The organism is Streptomyces sp. NPDC058697 (genome assembly GCF_042715345.1).
Taxonomy (GTDB): Bacteria; Actinomycetota; Actinomycetes; order Streptomycetales; family Streptomycetaceae; genus Streptomyces; species Streptomyces liliifuscus.
In genome coordinates, this window is the sequence record NZ_JBHXSU010000018.1 from 18,964 (window position 1) to 43,401 (window position 24,438).

The window sequence follows — 24,438 nt, forward strand, 5'->3', positions numbered from 1 at the left end:
CGAGAGTGCGTTTCGTACGCTGCGTCTTCGTCGTGTCCTGTGTTGCCAGGACTGACTGCCGTACCGGGGCAGAAGTTGCCCTCTGTAAGCGAACCGATACCGAATTCACTCCGAGGAGTGACCGGTCGAAGATCGCCGCAGAGTCAGTACGTGTATCAGTACGTGTAGAAGCCTTGCCCGCTCTTACGGCCGATGTCACCGGCGTCAACCATCCGGCGCATCAGCTCCGGCGGGGCGAACTTCTCGTCCTGGGACTCGGTGTAGATGTTGCTGGTCGCGTGCAGAAGGATGTCGACGCCCGTGAGGTCGGCGGTGGCGAGAGGACCCATCGCGTGACCGAAGCCCAGCTTGCAGGCGAGGTCGATGTCCTCGGCGGTCGCCACACCGGACTCGTACAGCTTGGCCGCCTCGACGACGAGCGCCGAGATGAGCCGGGTGGTCACGAAGCCGGCCACGTCACGGTTGACGACGATGCAGGTCTTGCCGACCGACTCGGCGAACTCCCGTGCGGTGGCGAGTGTTTCGTCGCTCGTCTTGTAGCCGCGGACGAGCTCGCAGAGCTGCATCATCGGGACCGGCGAGAAGAAGTGGACGCCGACGACCCGCTCCGGACGCCCGGTGGCCGCCGCGATCTTGGTGATCGGGATGGCGGAGGTGTTGGAGGCGAGTACGGTCTCGTCCTTCACCAGCTTGTCGAGCGTACGGAAGATCTCGTGCTTGACTTCCAGCTTCTCGAAGACGGCCTCGACGACGATGTCGGCGTCGGCGACCGCGTCCAGGTCGGTCGTCGTGGTGATACGGCCCAGCGCCTGCCCGGCCGCGTCGGCGTCCAGCTTCCCCTTGCTCACGAACTTGTCGTACGAGGCCTTGATGCCGTCGGTGCCACGGGTCAGCGCTTCATCGGTGACATCGCGCAGGACGACGTCCCAGCCGGCCTGTGCGGAGACCTGGGCGATACCTGAACCCATGAGTCCGGCCCCGATGACGGCGAGCTTGCGTGCCACTGTCCGACTCCCCTGCTGCGTTTTCCCGGCGGCGTTGACCATCGACAGGACAACCCGGGTAACACGCTGTTGGGTTGCCTCTTCGGCGGACCCTAGCGGTCGTGAGGCGCTGTGTGACCGGTAAGTAACGCGCGTCACGTCTCATAGGACGGACATCACACCGAGCGGCTCATTCCGGCGCCCGTACGGCGTAGTTGAGGACCTTCTCGCTCAAAAGGTCCTCCATGCCGTCGAGCAGTGCCAGCACCTCGCGGGACACTTCGGCCGGATCGCGGCACGCCATCATGTGCCGGCCGACCGTGCTCATCACCGTCTGGTGGAGCCAGCCGATCTGCCCGGCCATCAGACCCGGCGTCGGATCGTCCGGATCCGCGCCCGTCTCCTCGCGCAGGGCCGCCTCCAGGTCGTCGTGGACCTCCTGCTGAAGGCTCCACAGCCGGGACCGGAGGGCGGGCGCGTCGTGGATGACGCGCATGAACCGGTCGTACCCCTCCATGAGTCCGACCCGGGGCGAGACCGCCTCGACCTCCTCGCGCAGCTCGCGCAGGACGGCGACGGCGGCCGACTCTCCGATGCGACGGCCACGCACCCAGCGCGAGAGCCGGTCGACCACACCCTTGCTGCGGTCGAAGAAGAGGTCTTCCTTGGCCGGGAAGTAGTTGTAGACGGTGTTCACGGAGACATCGGCCGCGTCCGCGACCTCGGCCATGGTCACCGTCACGAAGCCGTGCTCCAGGAACAGTCCCGTGGCGATGTCCGAGATGCGCTGCCTGGTCTCGCGCTTCTTCCGCTCCCTGAGCCCCTCTGCCATGGCTTCATCGTAGGCCGGACCGATGTTTTCTGGTCTCTCTGCAATTTTGGTGGCATTGCAAAATTTAAGTCCCTCTGTTTTTCTTGGCGCATGCCCATCATCAGCACGGCCGGCCTCGCCCGGACCTTCCAGACCAAGCGCGGCCCCGTCGAGGCGGTCCGCGGCATCGACCTCACCGTCAGGGCGGGCGAGATCCTCGGCTTCCTCGGCCCGAACGGAGCGGGCAAGACGACCACGCTCCGGATGCTCACGACCCTGCTGGCCCCGACCGGCGGCGCCGCCACCGTCGCGGGCCACGACCTGGCCACCGACCCGGAGGGCGTCCGCCTCGCATGCGGGTACGTGGCGCAGTCGGGCGGGGTCGACCCCCAGATCTCCGTACGCGAGGAACTCGTCACGCAGGGCCGCCTCTACCGCCTGACGAAGGCTCAGGCGGCCGACCGCGCCGAGGAGTTGGCGCGCGACCTGGGCCTGACCGACCTCCTCGACCGGAAGACGTCGGCGCTCTCCGGCGGCCAGCGCCGACGTCTCGACATCGCGCTCGGCCTCACCCACCGCCCGAAGGTGCTGTTCCTCGACGAGCCGACCACGGGCCTCGACCCGGCGAGCCGCGCGGACCTCTGGGACCTGGTCCGACGCCTGCGCGACGACCACGGCACGACCGTCTTCCTCACCACGCACTACCTCGACGAGGCGGACGCGCTCGCCGACCGCCTCGTGATCGTCGACGAGGGCGTCGTGGTGGCGGAGGGCACGCCGAGCGCGCTGAAGCTCCTGTACGGCGGGTCGATCGACGCGACGCTGCAGGACACGTTCCTCGCCATCACGGGCCGGGGCCCGGCACCGGCGGACTCCACCCCCGTAGCCGTCTGACCGCCGAGCCCCCAACAGTCGAGGAAGTAACCGACATGCTTCTCCAGGACACCGCGCTGATCTTCGGGCGCTATCTCCGCCAGACCCTGCGATCCAAGTTCGCGATGCTCTTCGGCGTACTGATGCCGCTGCTGTACCTGATCTTCTTCGGCCCGCTGCTCACCGATCTGCCACTGGGCGGCGGCGGGAGTTCCTGGCAGGTCCTGGTCCCCGGACTGCTGCTCCAACTCGGCCTGTTCGGAGCCGCGTTCGCCGGATTCATGATCATCGTCGAGAAGAACGTGGGCGTGGTGGAGCGGATGCGGGTCACCCCGGTCAGCCGCCTGGCACTCCTGCTCGGCCGGGTGCTGCGCGACACGACGGTCTTCGTCTTCCAGGCGGTCCTGCTGGTCCTGGCCGCCGTGGTGATGGGCCTGCGCGCGCCGGTCGGGGGCATCCTGATCGGCTTCGCGTTCGTCGCGCTGCTGACCATCTCACTCGCCTCGCTGTCGTACGCGCTGGCCATGCGCCTCAGCTCGGCCCACACGTTCGGCCCGACGATCAACGCGCTGACCATGCCGTCCATGCTCCTGTCCGGCCTGATGCTCCCCATGTCACTGGCGCCCGGCTGGCTGGACGCCCTCTCGCACGTCATGCCGTTCCGCTATCTGGTGGACGCGATGCGCGACGCGTACGTCGGCTCGTACGCGACCTCCTCCATGGCGTACGGCGTCCTGGTGGCCGTCGGCCTCACGGGAATCGCCGTGACGGTGGGCACACGAGTGTTCCGGGAGGCCGGGGCGTAACTACGCTGGCCGCATGGTCAATCTGACGCGCATCTACACCAGGACCGGCGACCGGGGCACGACGAACCTGGGCGACATGAGCCGGGTCGCCAAGACCGACCCGCGGATCTCGGCGTACGCCGACGCCAACGAGGCGAACGCGGCCATCGGCGCGGCGATCGCCCTCGGCAACCTGGACGAGGAGATCGTCAAGGTCCTCACCCGCGTCCAGAACGACCTCTTCGACGTGGGCGCGGACCTCTCCACGCCGGTCGCCGAGAACCCCGAGTTCCCTCCCCTGCGGGTCGAGCAGTTCTACATCGACAAGCTGGAGGCGGACTGCGACCACTTCAACGAACAGCTGGAGAAGCTCCGCTCCTTCATCCTCCCCGGCGGCACCCCGGGCGCGGCCCTCCTCCACCAGGCATGCACGGTGGTCCGCCGAGCCGAACGCTCGACGTGGGCGGCCCTGGAGACCCACGAAGAGATCATGAACCCCCTCACAGCGACCTACCTGAACCGCCTGTCGGACTTGCTCTTCATCCTGGCAAGGACGGCAAACAAGGAGACGGGCGACATCCTCTGGGTCCCAGGCGGCGAACGCTGAGGACGTTTTGGGGGCGCGGGGAACGGCGCAGTCTTTTGTCTTTCAGGGGCGCGGGTTCCGGCGCGGCCTTCGTCTTGGGGGCGCGGGGAACGGCGCAGTCTTTTGTCCTTTAGGGGCGCGGGGAACTGCGCGACCAGCCACGACGCACCCGCAGCGAACGAATCACCCCCTCCCCCACCCCGGCGGAGCCACCCCGCGGAGCCTCACCTCTTGGTAAGGCTCCGCGACTCCGCCCCCTCATCAACCCCGGCCGGGGCTTTCTTGGGCCAGATCAGATACGTCAAAGCAATCAGCCCATGAATCCCGACCGCCCGCCAAGCCACATACCGCCAGCTCTCCAACGACCCCGTACGCCCAGAATCCCCCACGTACCAGATGGCGACCTGCAACAACCCGGTCGCGACGACCGCGGCCACCACGGACCCCAGCCACACCTTCCCCTCGTGCCGCGCACGAGCCATCCCGTACCGCGGCGGCCCCACGGGCCGGTCCGCCCCCGCGAGCCGATGCGCCGCATGCCCGTCGAGCCACTTCACGGTCCGGTGGCCATGCCCCACGGTGTAGCCGATGTACAGCGCGGCCAGCCCGTGCTTCCAGCTCGGCTCCGCCCCGTCCTTCAGGTCCAGCGCGGTGACGACCAGCAGCACGACCTCCAGCAGCGGCTCGCACAACAGCAGGGCCAGCCCCGTGCGGGGCATCTTGAACAGGTAGCGGAAGGCAAGGCCCGCGGCCAGCAGCACCCAGAAGCCGACTTCACAGACGATGATCAGCGTGACGATCACGACTCGCTCCTCTCGGTCACCCTTCCAGGCTCCCGGCGCCCCGCGCCCCGATCGTCGTCACCAGTGACGAAACGGCACTGCATCCTTCGATGTAGCCAAGGACCGTCCCCGGGGATCAGGCGTCGGCGGCACACTCCGTGTTGGATGGAGTCATGGCCGTACGACTCCCCCGCCCCCACCGAGACGACGTGCGGATCGCGGCCGCGGGACTGCTCGGCGGGATCTTCCTGTACGCGGTGGGGCTGGGCACCCGGCCGGCCGGCGAGCCGATCGTCCTGTGGTCCGACAGCCGGGCACTGCTGATCCCGCTCGTCGTGATGACGGGCTGCGAGCTGCTGCGCAGGACCATGCCGCGCACGGCCCTGCTCGTCGGCACGGTCGCGTTGGTCGCGGACCTGTTCACGCGAGGCAGCCTGGCCACCGTCGTGATGTTCACCGACCTCGTGTACGCGGCGGTGCTGTACGGGCCACCCGCCTCCGCCCGGCGCATCCCGTGGATCACCGGGCTGCTCACGGTGGCCGGAACGATCGCGCCCGTGGCGATCTGGCGCCAGCCGGAGGCCCTGCTCATCGGCGTGGGCGTCGGCGTCGTGTCGCTGGCCCCTGCCGCCACCGGCTGGATCGTCCGCGACCACCGCGACGCCGCCGAGGCGGCCCGCCTCCGAGCCGAACAGACCGCCCTGCTCGCCGAGGTGGACCGCAGCCAGGCCGTCACCGCCGAACGGGCGCGCATGGCACGGGAGTTGCACGACATGGTCGCCAACCACCTCTCCGCGATCGCCATCCACTCCACGGCCGCGCTCTCGCTCGACGACCCCGACACCTCGAAGCAGGCCCTCGGTGTCATCCGCGAGAACAGCGTCGAGGGGCTGGCCGAGATGCGCCGCCTCATCGGCATCCTGCGGGACAGCAGCGGCGACACGGAGGCGGTCGCCGCGCCCACCCTCGACGGACTCGGCGCGCTGGTGGACCAGGCCCGCGCCAACGGCCTCGACGTGCACCTGGACTGCACACACGCGACGCTCCCCGCCCCGGTCGAGCTGGCCGCCTACCGCATCGTGCAGGAGTGCCTGACCAACGCCCTCAAGCACGCCTCCCCCGGCCGGGTCACGGTCGTCCTCGCCCAGCGCGACCACTCCCTCGACGTGCGGGTGACCAGCCCGTACGGCGGCGCCCGGGACGACGGCCCGCGCGCCCCCGGCTCGGGCGCGGGCCTGATCGGGATGCGTGAGCGGGTCGCGCTGCTGCACGGCACGTTCGAGGCGGGACCCGTCGGGGACCCCGCCTCCGCCTACGGCAAGACCTGGACCGTACGCGCCACCCTCCCGATCACCGAAGGAGAATCCGAATGATCCGTGTGCTGGTCGCCGAGGACCAGTCCGCCGTACGCGCCGGTCTCGTCCTCATCCTGGGCAGCGCCCCCGACATCGAGGTGGTCGGCGAGGCGGCGGACGGCGAGCAGGCGGTGGCCCTGGCCCGGGAACTGAGGCCCGACCTCGTTCTGATGGACATTCAGATGCCCCGCCTCGACGGCGTTTCCGCCACCCGCCAGGTCGTCGCCGAACGCCTCGCCGACGTGCTCGTACTGACCACGTTCGACCTGGACGAGTACGTCTTCGGCGCGCTGCGCGCGGGCGCGGCCGGCTTCCTGCTGAAGAACACCGAGGCTCGTCAACTCCTCGACGCGGTGCGGACGGTGGCGCGCGGCGAGGGTCTGATCGCGCCCGCGGTGACCCGTCGGCTGATCTCCGAGTTCGCGGCGAAGCCGGTCCGCGAACCGTCGGCCGACCCGTCCGTCCTCGACTCGCTGACGCGCCGGGAGCGGGAGGTGCTGTCCTGCCTCGGAGAGGGCCTGTCCAACGCGGAGATCGGTGTACGGCTCGACATGGCGGAGGCGACCGTGAAGACGCACGTCAGCCGCCTGCTGGGCAAGCTCGAACTGCGCAGCCGGGTCCAAGCGGCGGTCCTGGCACAGGAGTTGGGCGTATAGCGGGCAGGGTGTTACGAGCGGCGGCGTACGCCGGTCGGCGCGTGTAACAAGTAGCCGCTCGGCACCCCCGCACTGGTCTGGACCTATTGACCTATGGTCCAGACCTTTCTATTGTCCTGCGCACCTCATCAAACTCCCCATAGGAGACGCGGATGCGCCTCAGACACAGACTCGGACAGAGAGCCGTGGCCGGGCTCACCACCCTGTTGTTGCCGTTCGCCGCCCTGGTCGGGCTCGCGAGCCCCGCCTCCGCCGCCACGTCGGCGACCGCCACCTACGCCAAGACCCAGGACTGGGGATCCGGCTTCGAAGGCAAGTGGACCGTCAAGAACACGGGCACCACGACCATCGGTTCCTGGAACGTCGAGTGGGACTTCCCCTCGGGCACCTCGGTCACCTCTGCCTGGGACGCCGACGTCACCAACTCCGGCACCCACTGGACCGCCAAGAACAAGTCCTGGAACGGCAGCCTCGCCCCCGGCGCCTCCGTCTCCTTCGGCTTCAACGGCACCGGCACCGGCTCCCCCGCCAACTGCAAGCTGAACGGCGGCAGTTGTGACGGCGGTAGTGTCCCCGGCGACTCCGCCCCCTCGGCCCCCGGCACCCCCACCGCCTCCGACATCACCAACACCTCGGTGAAGCTGTCCTGGAGCGCGGCCACCGACGACAAGGGCATCAAGAACTACGACGTCCTGCGCGACGGCGCCAAGGTCGCCACCGTCACGACCACCTCGTACACGAACACCGGTCTGACCGCCGGCACCGACTACTCCTACACCGTCCAGGCCCGTGACACCGCCGACCAGACCGGTCCGGCGAGCGGAGCGGTCGCCGTGCGCACCACCGGCGGCACCACCGAGCCGCCCACCGGCGACAAGGTCAAGCTCGGCTACTTCACCGAGTGGGGCGTCTACGGCCGCAACTACCACGTCAAGAACCTCGTGACCTCGGGCTCGGCCTCGAAGATCACGCACATCAACTACGCGTTCGGCAACGTCAAGGACGGCAAGTGCGTCGTCGACGACACCTACGCCGCCTACGACAAGGCGTACACCGCCGACCAGTCCGTCAGCGGCACCGCCGACACCTGGGACCAGCCGCTGCGCGGCAACTTCAACCAGCTCCGCCAGCTGAAGGCCAAGTACCCGCACATCAAGGTGCTGTACTCCTTCGGCGGCTGGACCTACTCCGGCGGCTTCGGCCAGGCCGCCGCCAACCCGGCCGCCTTCGCCGCCTCCTGCAAGTCCGTTGTCGAGGACCCGCGCTGGGCCGACGTCTTCGACGGCATCGACATCGACTGGGAGTACCCGAACGCCTGCGGCCTGACCTGTGACACGTCCGGCTTCAGCTCGTTCAAGACGCTCAGCCAGGCGCTGCGCACCGAGTTCGGCTCCAACTACCTGGTCACCGCGGCCATCACCGCCGACGGCTCCTCCGGCGGCAAGATCGACGCGGCCGACTACGGCGGCGCCTCGGCGTCCCTCGACTGGTACAACGTGATGACGTACGACTACTTCGGCGCCTTCGACGCGGACGGTCCGACCGCCCCGCACTCGCCGCTGACCTCGTACAACGGCATCCCGGCGGCCGGCTTCAACTCGGCCGACGCGATCGCCAAGCTCAAGAGCAAGGGCGTACCCGCGAAGAAGCTGCTGCTCGGCATCGGGTTCTACGGGCGCGGCTGGACCGGCGTCACCCAGGCCGCTCCCGGCGGCTCGGCGACCGGCGCGGCACCCGGCACGTACGAGGCGGGCATCGAGGACTACAAGGTCCTCAAGAACTCCTGCCCGGCCAACGGCACCATCGCCGGCACGGCCTACGCCTACTGCGGCAACAACTGGTGGAGCTACGACACCCCGGCCACCATCGGCTCCAAGATGACCTGGGCCAAGAACCAGGGCCTGGGCGGCGCGTTCTTCTGGGAGTTCAGCGGCGACACCACCAACGGCGAACTGGTGACCGCGATCAACGGCGGCCTGAACTAGCGACCCTCAGCACCAACAGTTGAGATCAACCACCATCAAGCGACATTGACGCGCTGGCCGGGCGGGGCTGCTTCAAGCCACGCGAGAAATCCGGTCAGCGCGTCCTCGCTCATGGCCAGCTCAAGGCGCGTACCGCGATGGACGCAGGCGAGGATGATCTGGTCGGCGAGCAGCGCCAGCTCCTCCTCGCCGTCCGGGGTGCGGCGGCCGGCCACCTCGATCGCCGAGCGTTCCAGGACACGGCGCGGGCGGGGAGCATACGAGAAGATGCGGAACCACTCGATGCGGTCGCCGTTGTAGCGGGCGATGCCGTAGCCCCAGCCTTTGCCGCTGGTGTCGCTCTTCTCCGGGGCGTCCCAGCGGAGGCTGCAGTCGAACGTACCGCCAGAGCGCTGGATCAGCCGGCGGCGCAGATGGAACACGAAGAGTGCCACCGCCACCAGCACGACTACCAACCCGCACACAGTCAGAGCGAGGACCATCGACACCGACCTCCTCGTCTCCTAGGTAACGGAAAGGAAAAAAGCACCCGCATCGCCTCAGCCGCGACCCGGTCCGGAGCAAGCTCCGGTCCTGGCCGCGGCTGAGTCACATCTCGTCGCGCGCTGGTTTCAGTGCGTCGACACCGCTCGCAGACGGACGTCCGCGCGACGCTCGGCGGAGGCATCGCCCTCCGCCTTCGCGCGCTCGAGCTCCCGCTCCGCGCGCTGGACATCGATCTCGTCCGACAACTCGGCGATCTCGGCCAGCAGCGACAGCTTGTTGTCCGCGAACGAGATGAAACCGCCGTGCACCGCGGCGACGACCGTTCCACCATCACTCGTACGGATGGTCACCGGGCCCGACTCCAGCACACCGAGCAGCGGCTGGTGGCCGGGCATGACGCCGATGTCGCCGGACGCGGTACGCGCGACGACCAGGGTGGCCTCGCCGGACCAGACACTGCGGTCCGCGGCGACGAGCTCGACGTGCAGCTCAGCAGCCAAGGTGGGCTCCTCGGGTCACCACCCGGCTTTCGCTGCCGGGTGTTGGGTTAAGTCTAGTAGGGCGCCGAGTACGGAAGTGCCGGGCCCCGCCCCGCCTCTCGGCCGGGGGTCCGGGGGTTGCCCCCCGGGAGATGCTGCGTGGGCGTGGTGAAGGGGACGGGACGCACCCCGCGAGGTGCGACCCCGCCCCCTCACCGAGAACACGAGGTTCAGGAGACGCCGAGCTCCTTGGCCTTGGCCTTGAGGTCCTCCAGGCCACCGCACATGAAGAACGCCTGCTCCGGGAAGTGGTCGTACTCGCCGTCGCAGATCGAGTTGAACGCCGCGATCGACTCCTCCAGCGGAACGTCCGAACCGTCCACGCCGGTGAACTGCTTGGCGGCGTGGGTGTTCTGGGACAGGAAGCGCTCCACGCGACGGGCACGGTGGACGACGAGCTTGTCCTCCTCGCCCAGCTCGTCGATACCGAGGATCGCGATGATGTCCTGGAGGTCCTTGTTCTTCTGCAGGATCGTCTTGACGCGCATGGCGGCGTCGTAGTGCTCCTGCGCGATGTACCGCGGGTCCAGGATGCGGGACGTGGAGTCCAGCGGGTCCACGGCCGGGTAGATGCCCTTCTCGGAGATCGGACGGGACAGAACCGTCGTCGCGTCGAGGTGGGCGAACGTGGTGGCCGGGGCCGGGTCGGTCAGGTCGTCCGCGGGGACGTAGATCGCCTGCATCGAGGTGATCGAGTGACCACGGGTCGAGGTGATGCGCTCCTGGAGGAGACCCATCTCGTCGGCCAGGGTCGGCTGGTAACCCACCGCGGAGGGCATACGGCCGAGCAGGGTGGAGACCTCGGAACCGGCCTGGGTGAAGCGGAAGATGTTGTCGATGAAGAACAGCACGTCCTGCTTCTGCACATCGCGGAAGTACTCCGCCATGGTCAGACCGGCAAGGGCCACGCGCAGACGGGTGCCCGGGGGCTCGTCCATCTGACCGAAGACAAGGGCGGTCTTGTCCAGAACGCCCGACTCTTCCATCTCCGCGATGAGGTCGTTGCCCTCACGGGTGCGCTCACCGACGCCTGCGAAGACGGAGACGCCCTCGTGGAGGTTGGCGACACGCATGATCATTTCCTGGATCAGCACGGTCTTGCCGACACCGGCACCACCGAACAGACCGATCTTGCCGCCCTTGACGTACGGGGTGAGAAGGTCGACGACCTTCAGGCCCGTCTCGAACATCTCGGTCTTCGACTCGAGCTGGTCGAACGAGGGGGCCTTGCGGTGGATGGTCCAGCGCTCGCCCTCGTACTGCTCGTCGGTGTTCAGTACCTCGCCGAGGGTGTTGAACACCTTGCCCTTGGTGAAGTCACCGACCGGGACGCTGATGCCCGAGCCCGTGTCGGTCACCGCGGCCTGGCGGACCAGACCGTCGGTGGGCTGCATCGAGATCGTGCGGACCAGGCCGTCACCCAGGTGCTGGGCGACCTCCAGGGTCAGAATCTTCTTCTCGCCGGCATTGGCCGGGTCGGCCACCTCGACGTGAAGGGCGTTGTAGATCTCCGGCATGGCGTCGACGGGGAATTCCACGTCGACGACCGGGCCGATGACCCGGGCGACGCGGCCCGTGGCAACGGCCGTCTCAACTGTCGTCGTCATTTACCTGTCACTCCCCGCGGTCGCGTCGGCCAGGGCTGCGGTGCCACCGACGATCTCGCTGATTTCCTGGGTGATTTCGGCCTGGCGGGCCGCGTTGGCAAGTCGGGAGAGTGAAGTGATCAGGTCTCCCGCGTTGTCGGTCGCCGACTTCATCGCGCGGCGGGTGGCCGCGTGCTTGGAGGCGGCCGACTGGAGCAGCGCGTTGTAGATACGGCTCTCGACGTACCGGGGCAGAAGGGCGTCAAGGACGTCCTCCGCCGACGGCTCGAAGTCGTACAGCGGAAGGATCTCGCCCTTGGACGGTGACTCCTCCGCGACCTCTTCGAGGCTGAGCGGCAGCAGTCGGCTGTCGACCGCCGTCTGCGTCATCATCGAGACGAACTCGGTGTAGACGATGTGGAGTTCGTCCACGCCGCCGTCCGCCGTCTCCTTCTCGATGGCCTCGATCAGCGGAACGGCCACCTTCTTGGCGTCCGCGTACGTGGGCTCGTCGGTGAAGCCCGACCACGACTCCGAGACCTTGCGCTCACGGAAGTTGTAGTGGGCCAGACCGCGGCGGCCGACGATGTACGTGTCGACCTCCTTGCCCTCGGCCTCAAGACGCACGGTCAGCTGCTCCGCCGCCTTGATGGCGTTGGAGTTGAACGCGCCGGCGAGGCCGCGGTCGCTCGACAGGAGCAGCACGGCGGAACGCGTCGGCGCCTCGGCCTCGGTGGTCAGCGGATGCTGGGTGTTCGAGCCCGTGCCGACCGCCGTGACCGCCCGGGTGAGCTCGGTCGCGTACGGCGTGGAGGCCGCCACCTTGCGCTGCGCCTTGACGACGCGCGAGGCGGCGATCATCTCCATCGCCTTGGTGATCTTCTTGGTCGCGGTGACGGATTTGATGCGACGCTTGTAGACCCGGAGCTGGGCTCCCATGAGTCAGGTCCCTTCCGTCGTCACTTGCCCGCAGCGGCAGGGGTGTCCTCGCCGAGCAGCTTGCCGTCCGACGTCTCGAACTGCTTCTTGAAGTCCGCGATCGCGTCGGCGATGGCCCCCAGGGTGTCGTCCGACATCTTGGCGCCCTCCTTGATGGAGGTCATGAGGCCCTGCTCCTTGCGGTGCAGGTACTCCAGGAGCTCCTTCTCGAAGCGGCGGACGTCGTTCACCGGCACCTCGTCCATCTTGCCGGTGGTGCCGGCCCAGATGGAGACGACCTGGTCCTCGGTGGCCATCGGCTGGTACTGAGCCTGCTTGAGCAGCTCGACCATCCGCTGACCGCGCTCCAGCTGCGACTTCGACGCGGCGTCCAGGTCGGAACCGAAGGCGGCGAACGCCTCCAGCTCACGGAACTGGGCGAGGTCCACGCGCAGTCGGCCGGACACCTGGCGCATCGCCTTGTGCTGTGCGGAACCACCGACTCGGGAGACGGAGATACCGACGTTCAGCGCGGGGCGCTGACCGGCGTTGAACAGGTCCGACTCCAGGAAGCACTGGCCGTCGGTGATGGAGATGACGTTGGTCGGGATGAACGCCGAGACGTCGTTGGCCTTCGTCTCGACGATCGGCAGACCGGTCATCGAACCAGCGCCCATCTCGTCCGAGAGCTTCGCGCAGCGCTCCAGCAGACGGGAGTGCAGGTAGAAGACGTCACCGGGGTAGGCCTCGCGCCCCGGCGGACGGCGGAGCAGCAGGGACACGGCGCGGTAGGCGTCGGCCTGCTTCGAGAGGTCGTCGAAGATGATGAGGACGTGCTTGCCCTCGTACATCCACTGCTGGCCGATGGCCGAACCGGTGTACGGCGCAAGGTACTTGAAGCCGGCCGGGTCGGACGCCGGGGCGGCGACGATGGTCGTGTACTCCAGCGCGCCGGCCTCTTCGAGGGCGCCACGCACGGAGGCGATGGTCGAGCCCTTCTGGCCGATGGCGACGTACACGCAGCGGACCTGCTTGTTCGGGTCGCCGGTGCGCCAGTTGTCGCGCTGGTTGATGATCGTGTCGACGGCCAGGGCGGTCTTGCCGGTCTGGCGGTCACCGATGATCAGCTGACGCTGGCCACGGCCGATCGGGGTCATCGCGTCGACGGCCTTGTAGCCGGTCTCCATCGGCTCGTGCACCGACTTACGGGCCATGACGCCCGGGGCCTGCAGCTCGAGGGCGCGGCGGCCGGACGTCTCGATCTCGCCGAGACCGTCGATCGGGGTGCCGAGCGGGTCGACAACGCGGCCGAGGTAGCCCTCGCCGACGGCCACGGAGAGGACCTCGCCGGTACGGGTGACCGGCTGCCCCTCCTCGATGCCGCTGAACTCACCGAGGACGATGGCGCCGATCTCGCGCTCTTCCAGGTTGAGCGCGAGGCCGAGGGTGCCGTCCTCGAACTTCAGCAGTTCGTTGGCCATGGCCGAGGGCAGGCCCTCGACCTTCGCGATGCCGTCGCCGGCAAGGGTGACCGTACCGACCTCCTCGCGCGAGGCCGCGTCCGGCTTGTACGACTGGACAAAGTTCTCCAGCGCATCCCGGATCTCCTCCGGCCGGATCGTGAGCTCCGCCATCTGGGTTCCCTGCTCTCCTTGTTGGGCCCGAAGTTTTCTTGGGGGGTCTGGGGTCAGCCCCCAGGAATCCTCTGCACGGCCCAACCAGGGCCGTATTACTGCGTGTAACTGTTTACGTACGTGTATTGAGTTGCTGTCGCTAGCTCGCCATGCGGCGGCCGACGTCTTCCAGCCGGTCCGCGATGGATCCGTTGATGACCTCGTCACCGACCTGCACCCGGATCCCACCGAGGACCTCGGGGTCCACGTCGAGGTTGAGGTGCATCTGGCGGCCGTAGACCTTCGCGAGGGCGGCACCCAGGCGCTGCTTCTGCGGGTCGCTCAGCGGAACCGCCGAGGTGACGACGGCGACCATGCGGCTACGACGCTCGGCGGCGAGCTTGGACAGGGACTCGAGTCCCGACTCCAGGCTACGTCCCCGGGGCGCGGTCACAAGGCGCGTGACCAGACGCTCGGTCGTCACCTTGGCCCGGCCGCCGAGCAGGCTGCGCAGCAGCTCGCTCTTGGCCGCGGTCGTGGCGCCGCGGTCGGTCAGTGCGGCACGCAGCCCGGTGTTCGAAGAGACGATCCGGCCGAACCGGAACAGCTCGTCCTCGACCTCGTCGAGCGTGCCCGCCTGCTGCGCCGCCGTGAGGTCGGCGGTGTCGGCCAGTTCCTCGATGGAGTCGACCAGGTCACGCGACCGCGACCAGCGGGAGCGCACCAGGCCGGCCACCAGATCGGCGGTCGTGCCGCCGACCTGGCCGCCGAACAGACGCCCGGCCAGTTCGGCCTTCGCCTCTCCGGCCTGCGCCGGGTCGGTGAGGACCCGACGCAGTGACACCTCGCGGTCGAGCAGCGCGGTGACGGCGGCCAGCTCGTCGGCGAGCAGCGTCGCGTCCACGGACGTGTTGTCCGTCAGCGCGTCGAGACGCTCTCGTGCGGCGGCCAGGGCCTCGCGGCTCGCTCCGTTCATCGCGACGCCTCGGCCTTCGAAGCGGACTCGTCGAGACCGTCGAGGAAGCGGTCGATCGTGCGGCTCTGCCGGGCGTGGTCCTCAAGGGACTCGCCGACGAGCTTGCCGGCCAGTTCGGTGGCCAGCTGGCCCACGTCCTGGCGCAGCGCCGACGACGCGGCCTTGCGGTCGGCCGCGATCTGCGAGTGACCGGCGGCGATGATTTCCTCGCGCTGCCGCTGGCCTTCCGCACGCATCTCGGCGATGAGCGTGGCGCCCTGCTCCTGCGCCTCCTGGCGCAGACGCGCGGCCTCGTGCCGAGCCTCGGCGAGCTGAGCCTTGTACTGCTCCAGCACGCTCTGGGCCTCGACCTTCATGGCGTCGGCCTCTTCGATACCGCCTTCGATCGCCGCGCGGCGCTCTTCCAGAACCTTGTTGATGTTCGGGAGGAGCTTCTTCCAGAAGAAGAAGAACACGATGGCGAAGGCGATGGTGCCGACGAGCAGCTCGGGGCCCGGCGGGACGAGCGGGTTCTGCTCCTCCTCGGCCGCCAGCTGTACCAGGTTGGCGATCACATCAGTGCCTTCCGTTGAAAGGTTCGCTCGTCAGGGTTCGTCAGTTGTAGACGAACGGCATGACGATGCCGATGAGGGCGAGGGCCTCACAGAAGGCGAAGCCGAGGATCTGGTTGGCGCGGATCAGGCCGGCCGCCTCGGGCTGACGGGCGAGGGCCTGGGTGCCGTTACCGAAGATGATGCCGACGCCGACGCCGGGGCCGATGGCGGCGAGGCCGTAGCCGATGGAACCGATGTTGCCTTCGACAGCGGCGAGGGTCTCAAGGGCAGCCATGCTGATTCTTCCTTCTCTTTCATGGACCGGCGGGGGTTGGCCACCGGACGTTCTGGGGGTTGGTGGAGCGTCGCGGCTCAGTGGTGCTCGGCCAGGGCGCCCTGGATGTACGAGCAGGCGAGGAGCACGAACACGTACGCCTGGACGGCCTGCACGAAGAGCTCGAAGAGGATCATGACGACGGTCATGACGAAGGAGATGCCGGCCGCCGGGATCATCCAGCTGTTCAGCAGGTACCAGGAGGCGACGGTGAACATCACCAGCATCAGGTGACCGGCGAACATGTTGGCGAACAGTCGCACCGCGTGCGTGAACGGCCGGACCAGCAGGTTCGAGAAGAACTCGATCACCATGACGAGCGGCAGCACCGGGCCGAGCGACTTGTCGTAACCGGTGACGTTCTTGAAGAAGCCGACGAAGCCGTGCTTCTTGAACGTCAGCGAGACCCAGACGATGTAGACGATGCCGGCGAGCACCATCGGGAAGGCGATGATCGACGAGACCGGGAACTGGGCCAGCGGGATCACGGACCAGATGTTCATGATCCAGATGAAGAAGAAGAGCGAGACCATCAGGGGGACGTACTTCTCGCCCTCCCGCTTGCCGAGGGTCTCGTAGACGATGCCGCGGCGGACGAAGTCGTAACCTGCCTCGCCGACCATCTGCAGCTTGCCCGGGACCACCTTCGCCTTGCCGAAGGCAAGCGTGAAGAAGGTGATCACCAGAAGCGTGGTGATGAGCGCGAGCAGCATCACCTTGTTGAACTCGAACCCACCGACCGTGACGATCGGCTTGAACAGGAACGAGTGCAGGCCCGGTGCCGGGAAGCCGCAGCCGTTGTCGGACATGATCCGACAGTTCCACTCAAAGGCGAGCTGGGTCTGGTCAGCACTCACCACGGGCTCCTTCGGCGTGACGCATGGGTACGGCAACCTCGTTGTGTCGGCGCGGCGCGCAGCCGCGGTTCGGCACTGGACTGGTGTTACGGATGTGGGGGCGGCTGGAGGGCATCGAGCCTCGCGCTGGGGCAGGCGTCAGCTCACATGCCCGCGCCCGCGATGCCGCAGTTGGCACCGGACGATAGCAGGATCTCCCACCCGCGCTTATCCCGGCCCTACCCCTCACGACGAGTGCCCCGTCTTTTCGGGCTTGTCGCCCTTCGAGGAGTCGGGTTCGACATAGAGGATCTTGGCCTTCATGTGGGCACGCGCCTGGGCGCCGATCCACGCGAGCGTGGCGGCGACCAGCGTGATCGCGAAAGCCTTGGGATTGAACAGCGTCGTGTTCTTGAAGGCGGCGACGAAGATGAACAGCAGCAGAATCTGTGCCGTATAGAGCATCAGACCCATCGCCTGGAAAAGGTGCGGAAGCGATTTGGCGGTGCGCTGCAGGACGTACAGCCCGATACCCATGAAGAGGATCACGACCAGCGTCGCGAAGCCCGCCCCGATCGCTCCCTTGCCACCGGCGACCACACCACTGACGACGGCGGCGATCGCGCCGACGGCAGCTGTGGGCACAGCGGCCTGGAGAAGGATCCGGACGTCATTGGACGGCATGGCGGCAACTCCGCTTGCTCAAGGGGGCAGGTGTCGTCATGGACGAGCGTAGTCCCGGACAGAGAGAGAACCTCACCGCCAATGGACCGTCGCACTGCGGTCCTTCGGCTCTGTCCCGGGTTCTCGTGAACCGTATCACAAACTATTTGATGAGGTCTTTACCTGGTTGGTGTGCTCGGCGTCACACATGAGAGTGAAACTGCACGTCTGTGCACTCGGGCGACCAACTTGTCTGGTATTGGGGCAGTTTACCGGCGCCGGCATCTCGATGGTTCTTGCACGATTCTTACCTCGCGTCAGCGGGACGTGCCGGCCTTGCGCCCGTCCAGGAGGCGCGAATGAGGGCCAACAGCCGTCGCCCCATTGACTCCTGAGACGCCGGCGACAACCGGAGTGCGGCGTTCCTCACGTTCGCCGTCGACGCCGTCAGCGGCTTCAGCGCCGACGCCGTCACCGGCTCCGACGAGTGTCCCGTCGTGCGTCTCGTCGTGCGTCCCGTCACCCTCGGCGTACGCGGCCTCGGTCGACTCGGTCGAGGCCTCCGCCGACGCCAGCGCGGCCCTGCGGCGGCGGTAGCGCGGGGGCAGGAAGTGCTCGGCCCAGCGCGGGGCGCGCGGCGTGAAGCGCGGCAGCAGGAGCAGGACCAGGCCCACCGCGCTGAGCGCCATGATGCCGAGCACGATCCACATGGCCCCGGAGTTCACCGAGTAGGCCAGGGCTCCGAAGGCGACCAGGGCCGACCAGAAGTACATGATGAGCACGGCCCGGCTGTGCGAGTGCCCGATGTCCAGCAGGCGGTGGTGCAGATGCCCGCGGTCGGCGGCGAACGGGGACTGGCCGCGCCAGGTGCGCCGCACGATGGCGAGCACCAGGTCGGCCGCCGGGACGGCGATGATCGTCAGCGGCAGCAGGAGCGGGATGTAGACGGGCACCGTCTGGTGCACGGCCTCCTTCTCGGACCCGGCGAAGAGGTTCATCGCGTCCGGGTCGACCTGCCCGGTGATGGAGATGGCACCGGCCGCCAGCACCAGGCCGATGAGCATCGAGCCCGAGTCGCCCATGAAGATCCGCGCGGGATGCATGTTGTGCGGCAGGAAGCCGAGGCACATGCCCATGAGGATCGCGGAGAAGAGGGTGGCGGGGGCGGCGGACTCGAGCCCGTAGCCGTACCAGATGCGGTAGCCGTACATGAAGAACGCGGCGGACGCGATGCACACCATGCCGGCGGCGAGGCCGTCGAGGCCGTCGGCGAAGTTCACGGCGTTGATGGTGATCACGACGAGCGCGACGGTCAGCAGCGTGCCCTGCCACTGGGTCAGGGAGACCGAGCCGACGCCGGGGATCGGCAGCCACAGGATCGTCAGACCCTGCATGACCATGACGCCCGCGGCGATCATCTGGCCGCCGAGCTTGATGAGGGCGTCGATCTCGAACTTGTCGTCCAGGACGCCGATCAGCCAGATCAGGGCCGCACCGGAGAGCAGGGCCCGCGGCTCGTTGGAGTTCTCGAAGACCTCACTGAGGTTCGTCAGGTGGTCGGCGACCAGCAGGCCGGCGCACAGCCCGAAGAACATCGCGATGCCGCCCAGGCGCGGGGTGGGTTCCCGGTGCACGTCACGTGCCCGGATCTCCGGCATCGCTCCGGCCACGATCGCGAACTTCCGCACCGGCCCGGTCAGCAGGTACGTCACCGCGGCCGTGATGCAGAGCGTCAGGAGGTATTCACGCACAGGCTTCCCCACAGATCTCGCTGGCCATCTCAGCCCCACACCCTAGCTTCGTGCGCATACGGTTGGGGACTTCCGGGTAGAGCCGATGGTTGCACGAGTGGCTGTGCACCATTGCTCGGCTACCCCTCAGTGGGCGGGATAGGGCGGAAATCTTCCGGTCAGATCCCGCACTTCCTCACGCACTTCACGCCCGGCGGACTCGTCCCGCAGTGCCGTCGCGAACAGCACCGCGATGCGGGCGGTCTCGGCCTCGCCCATCCCCTGGGTGGTGAGGGCGGCCGTGCCCAGACGCAGTCCTCGCACGTCGGGGTGGGGCAGGGCACAGGTGTCGAGGACCATTCCGGCGGCGGCGAGACGGCCGCGGGCGGTGCGGCCGTCCACCCCGAGCGGTGCCGGGTCGACGGTGAGCAGGTGGGTGTCGGTGCCGCCGGTGGTGACCGCGAGCCCCTCGGCGGCACACCCCTGCGCGAGCACCCGCGCATTCGCCACCACCTGATGGGCGTACGCGGTGAACGCCGGTGTTGCCGCCTCGCCGAACGCGACGGCCTTGGCGGCGATGGTGTGCATCTGCGCGCCGCCCTGTGTGAAGGGGAACACCGCCCGGTCCACCCGCTCGGCCAGTTCGCTCCCGCACAGCAGCATGCCGCCGCGCGGGCCCCGCAGCACCTTGTGCGTGGTGGCGCACACCACATCGGCGTACGGGACCGGACTGGGCGCCGCTCCCCCGGCGACGAGCCCGATGGGATGCGCCGCGTCCGCGATGAGATAGGCGCCGACCTCGTCCGCGACCTCGCGGAAGGCGGCGTAGTCGATGTGCCGGGGATACGAGATCGACCCGCACACGATGGCCTTCGGCCGGTGCGTACGGGCCAGGGTGCGCACCTGCTCGTGGTCGATGAGCCCGCTCTCGGGGTCGACGCCGTATCCGACGAAGTCGAACCAGCGGCCGGAGAAGTTCGCGGGCGACCCGTGCGTGAGGTGGCCGCCGTGCGGCAGACCCATCGCGAGGACGGTGTCCCCCGGGCGCAGCAGGGCGGCGTACGCGGCCAGGACGGCCGAACTCCCGGAGTGGGACTGCACGTTGGCGTGATCGGCGCCGAACAGGGCCTTGGCGCGCTCCACGGCGATGCGCTCGGCCACGTCGACGATCTCGCAGCCGCCGTGGTGCCGGGCGCCGGGGTATCCCTCGGCGTACTTGTTCGCGAGCGGCGAGCCCAGCGCCGCAAGCACGGCCGGCGAGGTGAAGTTCTCGGCGGCGATGAGCTGCAGTGTCGTCGACTGCCGCTCCAGCTCCCCGAGCAGGATCTCGGCCAGCTCCGGATCCTGCCGGCCGAGCACGTCGACCGACAGCGGACCTTCAAGCGTGTGTGCGACCGGCATGGCTGACTCCGGACCTCGACAGGGGAACGCTAAGTCCAATGTAGAACCGTGACCCCAGCAGCGCCCGGTGTTACGCCCGAGCGGGGCCCCTCCTTGACGCGCCGCTCGGACCGATCAAGCGCGCGCAGGCACACCCGTCAACGCCGTGACCACCGGATCCAGCGCCTGGTTGATCTCGTCGCCCACCGAGCGGAAGAACGGGAGGGGGGCGCCGTACGGGTCGTACACCTCGTCCGCCTCCGCTGTCGGGGCCAGGAGCCACCCGCGTAGAGCCGCTGCGGCGCGGACCAGGGCCCGGGCGCGTTCGACCATGCCGTCCTCCAGGGGAGGGAGGGTGGCGGGGTCTATGGCGCGGACCAGGCGGGTGAACTCCTTCAGGGTGAAGGTGCGCAGGCCCGCCGAGTGGCCCATGGAGATGACCTGGGCGCGGTGGTCGCGGGTGGCCGTGAGGACGAGGTCGGCCCGGATGACGTGCTCGTCCAGCAGCTCGCGTCCGACGAAGCCGGAGGCATCCGCGCCGAAGTCCGCGAGGACCGCCTCCGCGTTGGCCTCCATGGGCGCGCCCTCATGGCCCCAGGTGCCGGCGCTCTCCACGATCAGGCCGCCCCACAGGGGGTCGCCGAGCCGGTCCGCCAGGGCATGACGGGTCAGCCGCTCGGTGATCGGCGAGCGGCACACATTGCCGGTGCTGACGTGGAGGATGCGAAAAGAGGAGTCCCCCGAGGCCCCGTCGCCGTAAGCCCCCGTGTACCCCGTCCCCGTACCTATGCCACGCCCCGCGTCAGGGGCTGTCAATTCGCCACCTCGAGGTCGGGGACGACCTTTCGCAGCTCCTCCGCGGACAGGGCTCCCGCCCGCAGGAGCACCGGCACCTTGCCCGTGACGTCGACGATCGACGACGGGACGTTGCCGGGGGTCGGGCCGCCGTCCAGGTACACGGAGACGGAGTCGCCGAGCATCTCCTGCGCGGCGTCACAGTCCTCGGGGGACGGGTGGCCGGTCAGGTTCGCGGAGGAGACGGCCATCGGGCCGACCTCGGTCAGCAGCTCGATGGCGACCGGGTGCAGCGGCATACGCACGGCGACGGTCCCGCGGGTGTCCCCCAGGTCCCACTGGAGGGACGGCTGGTGCTTGGCGACGAGCGTGAGCGCGCCGGGCCAGAACGCGTCGACGAGCTCCCACGCCATCTCGGAGAAGTCGGTGACCAGGCCGTGCAGCGTGTTCGGGGAGCCGATGAGGACGGGCGTGGGCATGTTCCGGCCGCGGCCCTTGGCCTCCAGCAGATCGGTCACGGCCTCCGAGCTGAACGCGTCGGCGCCGATCCCGTACACGGTGTCGGTCGGCAGCACCACGAGCTCGCCGCGGCGGACGGCGGACGCGGCCTCGCGCAGACCCGTCGTGCGGTCGGTCGCGTCGTTGGTGTCGTATCGCCGTGCCATATCAGCAAGCCTCCTCGAACACGCGGGCCCCGTTGGCCGCGCATCTAACGATTTCCACGTCGTCCACACAAGAAGTCGCCGCTGTCATGGCGTCGCCCTGCGGGCGGTCGCGAACCGCGGCCGGTTGTTGAGGTCGGGATGGTCCGCGGCATCGGCCCAGCCCCGCTCCTCGGTGAAGATCCACGGCACCTGCCCGCCCTGGGTGTCGGCGTGCTCGATGACGACGACACCGCCGGGCCGCAGCAGCCGGTGCGCGGTGCGCTCCAGACCGCGGATGAGGTCGAGGCCGTCCTCCCCGGAGAACAGGGCGAGTTCGGGATCGTAGTCCCGGGCCTCCGGAGCGACGTACTCCCATTCCGTCAGCGGGATGTACGGCGGGTTGGAGATGACGAGGTCGACCTGCCCGTCGAGGTCGCGGAACGCGTCCAGCGCGTTGCCCTGCCGCAGGTCGACCCTGGATCCCTCGACGTTCTTACGGGTCCACCGCAGGGCGTCCTCGGACAGTTCGACGGCGTGGACGCGCGAGCGCGGCACCTCCTGGGCGAGCGCGAGCGCGATCGCGCCCGAACCGGTGCACAGGTCGACGATCAGCGGCTCGACGACGTCCATCGCGCGTACGGCGTCTATGGCCCAGCCGACCACGGACTCCGTCTCGGGCCGGGGCACGAACACGCCCGGCCCGACCTGGAGTTCCAGATAGCGGAAGTAGGCCCGCCCGGTGATGTGCTGGAGCGGCTCGCGGGCCTCGCGGCGCGCGATCACCTCCCAGTACCGGGCGTCGAAGTCCGCGTCCTTGACGGTGTGCAGCTCGCCCCGCTTCACGCCGTGCACGAACGCGGCGAGTTCCTCGGCGTCGTTGCGCGGCGAGGGCACGCCGGCGTCGGCCAGCCGCTGGGTGGCCTGGGCCACTTCCGCGAGCAGCAGGTTCACGCTGGTCCTCCGGGAGCTGTGCTGTTGTCCGTCGAGCGGATGTCTACTGCGCTGGGTACTTCTGCGTACTTCTGCGTACTTCCGCGTGCCTTACGCCGCGGCGAGCTTGGCGGCCGAGTCGGCGTCGACGCACGCCTGGATCACCGCGTCGAGATCGCCGTCGAGCACCTGGTCCAAGTTGTACGCCTTGAAGCCGACCCGGTGGTCCGAGATGCGGTTCTCCGGGAAGTTGTACGTACGGATCTTCTCGGAGCGGTCGACGGTACGGACCTGGCTGCGGCGGGCGTCCGCGGCCTTGCTCTCCGCTTCCTCCTGCGCGGCGGCGAGCAGCCTGGAGCGCAGGATACGCATCGCCTGCTCCTTGTTCTGCAGCTGGCTCTTCTCGTTCTGGCAGGAGGCGACGACTCCGGTGGGAATGTGCGTGATGCGCACGGCGGAGTCGGTCGTGTTGACGGACTGGCCGCCGGGCCCGGAGGAGCGGTAGACGTCGATCCGCAGGTCGTTCGCGAGGATCTCGACGTCGACCTCCTCGGCCTCGGGCGTGACGAGAACACCGGCCGCCGAGGTGTGGATACGGCCCTGCGACTCGGTCGAGGGCACCCGCTGCACGCGGTGCACCCCGCCCTCGTACTTCATCCGGGCCCAGACACCCTGGCCGGGCTCTGTGGCGCCCTGGCCGCCCTTGGTCTTCACGGCGACCTGGACGTCCTTGTAGCCGCCCAGCTCGGACTCGGTGGAGTCGATGATCTCGGTCTTCCAGCCGACGCGCTCGGCGTACCGGAGATACATGCGCAGCAGGTCACCGGCGAACAGGGCCGACTCGTCGCCGCCCGCGCCCGCCTTGATCTCCAGGATGACGTCCTTGTCGTCGCTGGGGTCGCGCGGAACGAGGAGCAGCCGCAGCTTCTCCGTCAGTTCCTCGCGCTGCTTCTCCAGCTCCTTGACCTCGGCCGCGAAGTCCGGGTCGTCGGCGACGAACTCCTTCGCCGTCTCGATGTCGTCCCCGGTCTGCTTCCAGGAGCGGTACGTCGCGACGATCGGGGTGAGCTCGGCGTAGCGCTTGTTGAGCTTGCGCGCGTTGGCCTGGTCGGCGTGGACCGACGGGTCAGCGAGCTTCTTCTCCAGATCGGCGTGCTCGCCGATCAGTTCCTCGACCGCCTCGAACATCTCCGGCTCCAATGGGCTGTCCCCCGCTCCGATTCGGGCGCAGGGACGTAGGTACGACGAATAGGGGCTGCACCGCAAAGCGCCGGCCCCAGCGCCCCCTGGACGGAGGCACCGAAGACCGGCGCTGTGGGCTCGCTACTTGTTGTCAGCGGCAGCCTTGGCCTTGCCGAAGCGGGCCTCGAAGCGGGCCACGCGGCCACCGGTGTCGAGGATCTTCTGCTTGCCCGTGTAGAACGGGTGGCACTCGGAGCAGACCTCGGCGCGGACGGTGCCGCTGGAGATCGTGCTGCGGGTGGTGAACGACGCGCCACAGGTGCAGCTGACCTGCGTCTCGACGTACTCGGGGTGGATGTCGCGCTTCAAGGTGTCTCCTAGTTTCGGGAGGGCGCCGGGTCGCTGCCGCGGGCTGCGGAGCGTGAACCGGGGCCGACGTACCAGTCTGCCAGCACTGGCGCCATCCCCCAAAACCGG

At 68.6% G+C, this 24,438-nt stretch carries 26 protein-coding genes; 6 read left to right on the forward strand and 20 right to left on the reverse strand.

The genetic code is table 11. The features are described from left to right. Positions 1–155: 155 nt before the first annotated feature. On the reverse strand, positions 156–1,004 hold the full coding sequence (locus ACFWXQ_RS32905; protein WP_383947329.1) for a 3-hydroxyacyl-CoA dehydrogenase family protein: 849 nt from the start codon (positions 1,002–1,004) through the stop codon (positions 156–158). A gap of 169 nt (positions 1,005–1,173) precedes the next feature. After that, on the reverse strand, positions 1,174–1,815 hold the full coding sequence (locus ACFWXQ_RS32910) for a TetR/AcrR family transcriptional regulator (RefSeq protein ID WP_383947331.1): 642 nt from the start codon (positions 1,813–1,815) through the stop codon (positions 1,174–1,176). Between the two features lie 90 nt (positions 1,816–1,905). Between ACFWXQ_RS32910 and ACFWXQ_RS32915 the strand changes: the two genes are divergently transcribed. The 3 genes from ACFWXQ_RS32915 to ACFWXQ_RS32925 are packed head-to-tail and all read left to right on the forward strand — an operon-like array spanning position 1,906 to position 4,059. Beyond that, entirely contained in the window at positions 1,906–2,688 is a 783-nt protein-coding gene (locus tag ACFWXQ_RS32915; RefSeq protein WP_383947334.1) for an ABC transporter ATP-binding protein, read from the forward strand. 35 nt (positions 2,689–2,723) lie between these two features. Then, complete coding sequence (locus tag ACFWXQ_RS32920; RefSeq protein WP_383947337.1) at positions 2,724–3,473, forward strand: ABC transporter permease; 750 nt, start codon at positions 2,724–2,726, stop codon at positions 3,471–3,473. Positions 3,474–3,486: 13 nt separating this feature from the next. Continuing rightward, positions 3,487–4,059: a cob(I)yrinic acid a,c-diamide adenosyltransferase gene (locus ACFWXQ_RS32925; protein ID WP_383947340.1), complete on the forward strand. Its 573-nt coding sequence runs from the start codon at positions 3,487–3,489 to the stop codon at positions 4,057–4,059. A 203-nt stretch (positions 4,060–4,262) separates the two neighbouring features. On the opposite strand, the gene ACFWXQ_RS32930 is transcribed toward ACFWXQ_RS32925, so the two are convergent. Beyond that, positions 4,263–4,841: a hypothetical protein gene (locus ACFWXQ_RS32930; RefSeq protein WP_383947342.1), complete on the reverse strand. Its 579-nt coding sequence runs from the start codon at positions 4,839–4,841 to the stop codon at positions 4,263–4,265. Between the two features lie 152 nt (positions 4,842–4,993). Between ACFWXQ_RS32930 and ACFWXQ_RS32935 the strand changes: the two genes are divergently transcribed. The 3 genes from ACFWXQ_RS32935 (at position 4,994) to ACFWXQ_RS32945 (ending at position 8,816) form a co-directional block, all read left to right on the forward strand. Beyond that, on the forward strand, positions 4,994–6,193 hold the full coding sequence (locus ACFWXQ_RS32935; protein ID WP_383947345.1) for a sensor histidine kinase: 1,200 nt from the start codon (positions 4,994–4,996) through the stop codon (positions 6,191–6,193). Then, the gene (locus tag ACFWXQ_RS32940; RefSeq protein WP_383947347.1) at positions 6,190–6,831 is read left to right on the forward strand and encodes a response regulator; all 642 of its coding nucleotides are present in this window, start codon (positions 6,190–6,192) and stop codon (positions 6,829–6,831) included. The genes ACFWXQ_RS32935 and ACFWXQ_RS32940 overlap by 4 nt, the downstream gene beginning before the upstream one ends. A 152-nt stretch (positions 6,832–6,983) precedes the next feature. Beyond that, entirely contained in the window at positions 6,984–8,816 is a 1,833-nt protein-coding gene (locus ACFWXQ_RS32945; RefSeq protein WP_383947350.1) for a glycosyl hydrolase family 18 protein, read from the forward strand. A 35-nt stretch (positions 8,817–8,851) separates the two neighbouring features. Here the strand turns inward: ACFWXQ_RS32945 and ACFWXQ_RS32950 are convergent, their stop codons facing one another. The 17 genes from ACFWXQ_RS32950 to rpmE form a co-directional block, all read right to left on the reverse strand. After that, positions 8,852–9,298: a DUF2550 domain-containing protein gene (locus tag ACFWXQ_RS32950; protein ID WP_055614422.1), complete on the reverse strand. Its 447-nt coding sequence runs from the start codon at positions 9,296–9,298 to the stop codon at positions 8,852–8,854. A 129-nt stretch (positions 9,299–9,427) separates the two neighbouring features. Next, complete coding sequence (locus tag ACFWXQ_RS32955; protein WP_383947353.1) at positions 9,428–9,802, reverse strand: F0F1 ATP synthase subunit epsilon; 375 nt, start codon at positions 9,800–9,802, stop codon at positions 9,428–9,430. Between the two features lie 209 nt (positions 9,803–10,011). Then, positions 10,012–11,448, reverse strand: a complete 1,437-nt coding sequence (gene atpD, locus ACFWXQ_RS32960; RefSeq protein WP_383947356.1) for a F0F1 ATP synthase subunit beta — start codon at positions 11,446–11,448, stop codon at positions 10,012–10,014. Then, the gene (locus ACFWXQ_RS32965; protein ID WP_383947359.1) at positions 11,449–12,366 is read right to left on the reverse strand and encodes a F0F1 ATP synthase subunit gamma; all 918 of its coding nucleotides are present in this window, start codon (positions 12,364–12,366) and stop codon (positions 11,449–11,451) included. A gap of 20 nt (positions 12,367–12,386) precedes the next feature. Then, positions 12,387–13,979, reverse strand: a complete 1,593-nt coding sequence (atpA, locus tag ACFWXQ_RS32970; RefSeq protein WP_383947362.1) for a F0F1 ATP synthase subunit alpha — start codon at positions 13,977–13,979, stop codon at positions 12,387–12,389. A gap of 139 nt (positions 13,980–14,118) precedes the next feature. Further along, positions 14,119–14,934, reverse strand: a complete 816-nt coding sequence (locus ACFWXQ_RS32975) for a F0F1 ATP synthase subunit delta (protein ID WP_383947365.1) — start codon at positions 14,932–14,934, stop codon at positions 14,119–14,121. Continuing rightward, the gene (locus tag ACFWXQ_RS32980) at positions 14,931–15,488 is read right to left on the reverse strand and encodes a F0F1 ATP synthase subunit B (protein ID WP_143636212.1); all 558 of its coding nucleotides are present in this window, start codon (positions 15,486–15,488) and stop codon (positions 14,931–14,933) included. Before ACFWXQ_RS32980 ends, ACFWXQ_RS32975 begins: the two co-directional genes overlap by 4 nt. A gap of 40 nt (positions 15,489–15,528) precedes the next feature. After that, on the reverse strand, positions 15,529–15,762 hold the full coding sequence (gene atpE / locus ACFWXQ_RS32985; protein ID WP_143636214.1) for an ATP synthase F0 subunit C: 234 nt from the start codon (positions 15,760–15,762) through the stop codon (positions 15,529–15,531). Positions 15,763–15,839: 77 nt separating this feature from the next. Further along, complete coding sequence (atpB, locus tag ACFWXQ_RS32990) at positions 15,840–16,610, reverse strand: F0F1 ATP synthase subunit A (RefSeq protein WP_383947379.1); 771 nt, start codon at positions 16,608–16,610, stop codon at positions 15,840–15,842. A 273-nt stretch (positions 16,611–16,883) separates the two neighbouring features. Then, the gene (locus ACFWXQ_RS32995; protein WP_200395843.1) at positions 16,884–17,321 is read right to left on the reverse strand and encodes a hypothetical protein; all 438 of its coding nucleotides are present in this window, start codon (positions 17,319–17,321) and stop codon (positions 16,884–16,886) included. A 296-nt stretch (positions 17,322–17,617) separates the two neighbouring features. After that, positions 17,618–19,051, reverse strand: coding sequence for an MraY family glycosyltransferase (locus ACFWXQ_RS33000; protein ID WP_383947369.1), 1,434 nt, complete (start codon positions 19,049–19,051; stop codon positions 17,618–17,620). Between the two features lie 126 nt (positions 19,052–19,177). Continuing rightward, positions 19,178–20,431, reverse strand: a complete 1,254-nt coding sequence (gene glyA, locus ACFWXQ_RS33005; RefSeq protein ID WP_383947372.1) for a serine hydroxymethyltransferase — start codon at positions 20,429–20,431, stop codon at positions 19,178–19,180. A gap of 114 nt (positions 20,432–20,545) precedes the next feature. Then, on the reverse strand, positions 20,546–21,226 hold the full coding sequence (locus ACFWXQ_RS33010; protein ID WP_055614411.1) for a protein-tyrosine-phosphatase: 681 nt from the start codon (positions 21,224–21,226) through the stop codon (positions 20,546–20,548). Further along, complete coding sequence (locus ACFWXQ_RS33015) at positions 21,223–21,870, reverse strand: L-threonylcarbamoyladenylate synthase (RefSeq protein ID WP_383947375.1); 648 nt, start codon at positions 21,868–21,870, stop codon at positions 21,223–21,225. The genes ACFWXQ_RS33010 and ACFWXQ_RS33015 overlap by 4 nt, the downstream gene beginning before the upstream one ends. 84 nt (positions 21,871–21,954) lie before the next feature. Next, positions 21,955–22,800: a peptide chain release factor N(5)-glutamine methyltransferase gene (prmC, locus tag ACFWXQ_RS33020; RefSeq protein ID WP_055614409.1), complete on the reverse strand. Its 846-nt coding sequence runs from the start codon at positions 22,798–22,800 to the stop codon at positions 21,955–21,957. 90 nt (positions 22,801–22,890) lie between these two features. After that, positions 22,891–23,967 carry a peptide chain release factor 1 gene (gene prfA, locus ACFWXQ_RS33025; protein WP_143636225.1) on the reverse strand — a complete coding sequence of 359 codons (1,077 nt, stop codon included), beginning with the start codon at positions 23,965–23,967 and terminating at the stop codon, positions 22,891–22,893. A 135-nt stretch (positions 23,968–24,102) separates the two neighbouring features. Continuing rightward, positions 24,103–24,330, reverse strand: coding sequence for a 50S ribosomal protein L31 (gene rpmE, locus ACFWXQ_RS33030; protein ID WP_055614408.1), 228 nt, complete (start codon positions 24,328–24,330; stop codon positions 24,103–24,105). Between the last annotated feature and the right edge of the window lie 108 nt (positions 24,331–24,438).

Coding starts and splice junctions, on each gene's coding strand:
- ACFWXQ_RS32915 (WP_383947334.1), top strand. CDS start 1,906: ATGCCCATCATCAGCACGGCCGGCCTCGCCCGGACCTTCCAGACCAAG.
- atpE (WP_143636214.1), bottom strand. CDS start 15,762: ATGGCTGCCCTTGAGACCCTCGCCGCTGTCGAAGGCAACATCGGTTCC.
- prfA (WP_143636225.1), bottom strand. CDS start 23,967: ATGTTCGAGGCGGTCGAGGAACTGATCGGCGAGCACGCCGATCTGGAG.
- glyA (WP_383947372.1), bottom strand. CDS start 20,431: ATGCCGGTCGCACACACGCTTGAAGGTCCGCTGTCGGTCGACGTGCTC.
- atpD (WP_383947356.1), bottom strand. CDS start 11,448: ATGACGACGACAGTTGAGACGGCCGTTGCCACGGGCCGCGTCGCCCGG.
- ACFWXQ_RS32935 (WP_383947345.1), top strand. CDS start 4,994: ATGGCCGTACGACTCCCCCGCCCCCACCGAGACGACGTGCGGATCGCG.
- ACFWXQ_RS32940 (WP_383947347.1), top strand. CDS start 6,190: ATGATCCGTGTGCTGGTCGCCGAGGACCAGTCCGCCGTACGCGCCGGT.
- atpA (WP_383947362.1), bottom strand. CDS start 13,979: ATGGCGGAGCTCACGATCCGGCCGGAGGAGATCCGGGATGCGCTGGAG.
- ACFWXQ_RS32950 (WP_055614422.1), bottom strand. CDS start 9,298: ATGGTCCTCGCTCTGACTGTGTGCGGGTTGGTAGTCGTGCTGGTGGCG.
- ACFWXQ_RS32975 (WP_383947365.1), bottom strand. CDS start 14,934: ATGAACGGAGCGAGCCGCGAGGCCCTGGCCGCCGCACGAGAGCGTCTC.
- ACFWXQ_RS32910 (WP_383947331.1), bottom strand. CDS start 1,815: ATGGCAGAGGGGCTCAGGGAGCGGAAGAAGCGCGAGACCAGGCAGCGC.
- ACFWXQ_RS32920 (WP_383947337.1), top strand. CDS start 2,724: ATGCTTCTCCAGGACACCGCGCTGATCTTCGGGCGCTATCTCCGCCAG.
- ACFWXQ_RS32995 (WP_200395843.1), bottom strand. CDS start 17,321: ATGCCGTCCAATGACGTCCGGATCCTTCTCCAGGCCGCTGTGCCCACA.
- ACFWXQ_RS32965 (WP_383947359.1), bottom strand. CDS start 12,366: ATGGGAGCCCAGCTCCGGGTCTACAAGCGTCGCATCAAATCCGTCACC.
- ACFWXQ_RS32925 (WP_383947340.1), top strand. CDS start 3,487: ATGGTCAATCTGACGCGCATCTACACCAGGACCGGCGACCGGGGCACG.
- atpB (WP_383947379.1), bottom strand. CDS start 16,610: ATGTCCGACAACGGCTGCGGCTTCCCGGCACCGGGCCTGCACTCGTTC.
- ACFWXQ_RS33015 (WP_383947375.1), bottom strand. CDS start 21,870: ATGGCACGGCGATACGACACCAACGACGCGACCGACCGCACGACGGGT.
- ACFWXQ_RS32945 (WP_383947350.1), top strand. CDS start 6,984: ATGCGCCTCAGACACAGACTCGGACAGAGAGCCGTGGCCGGGCTCACC.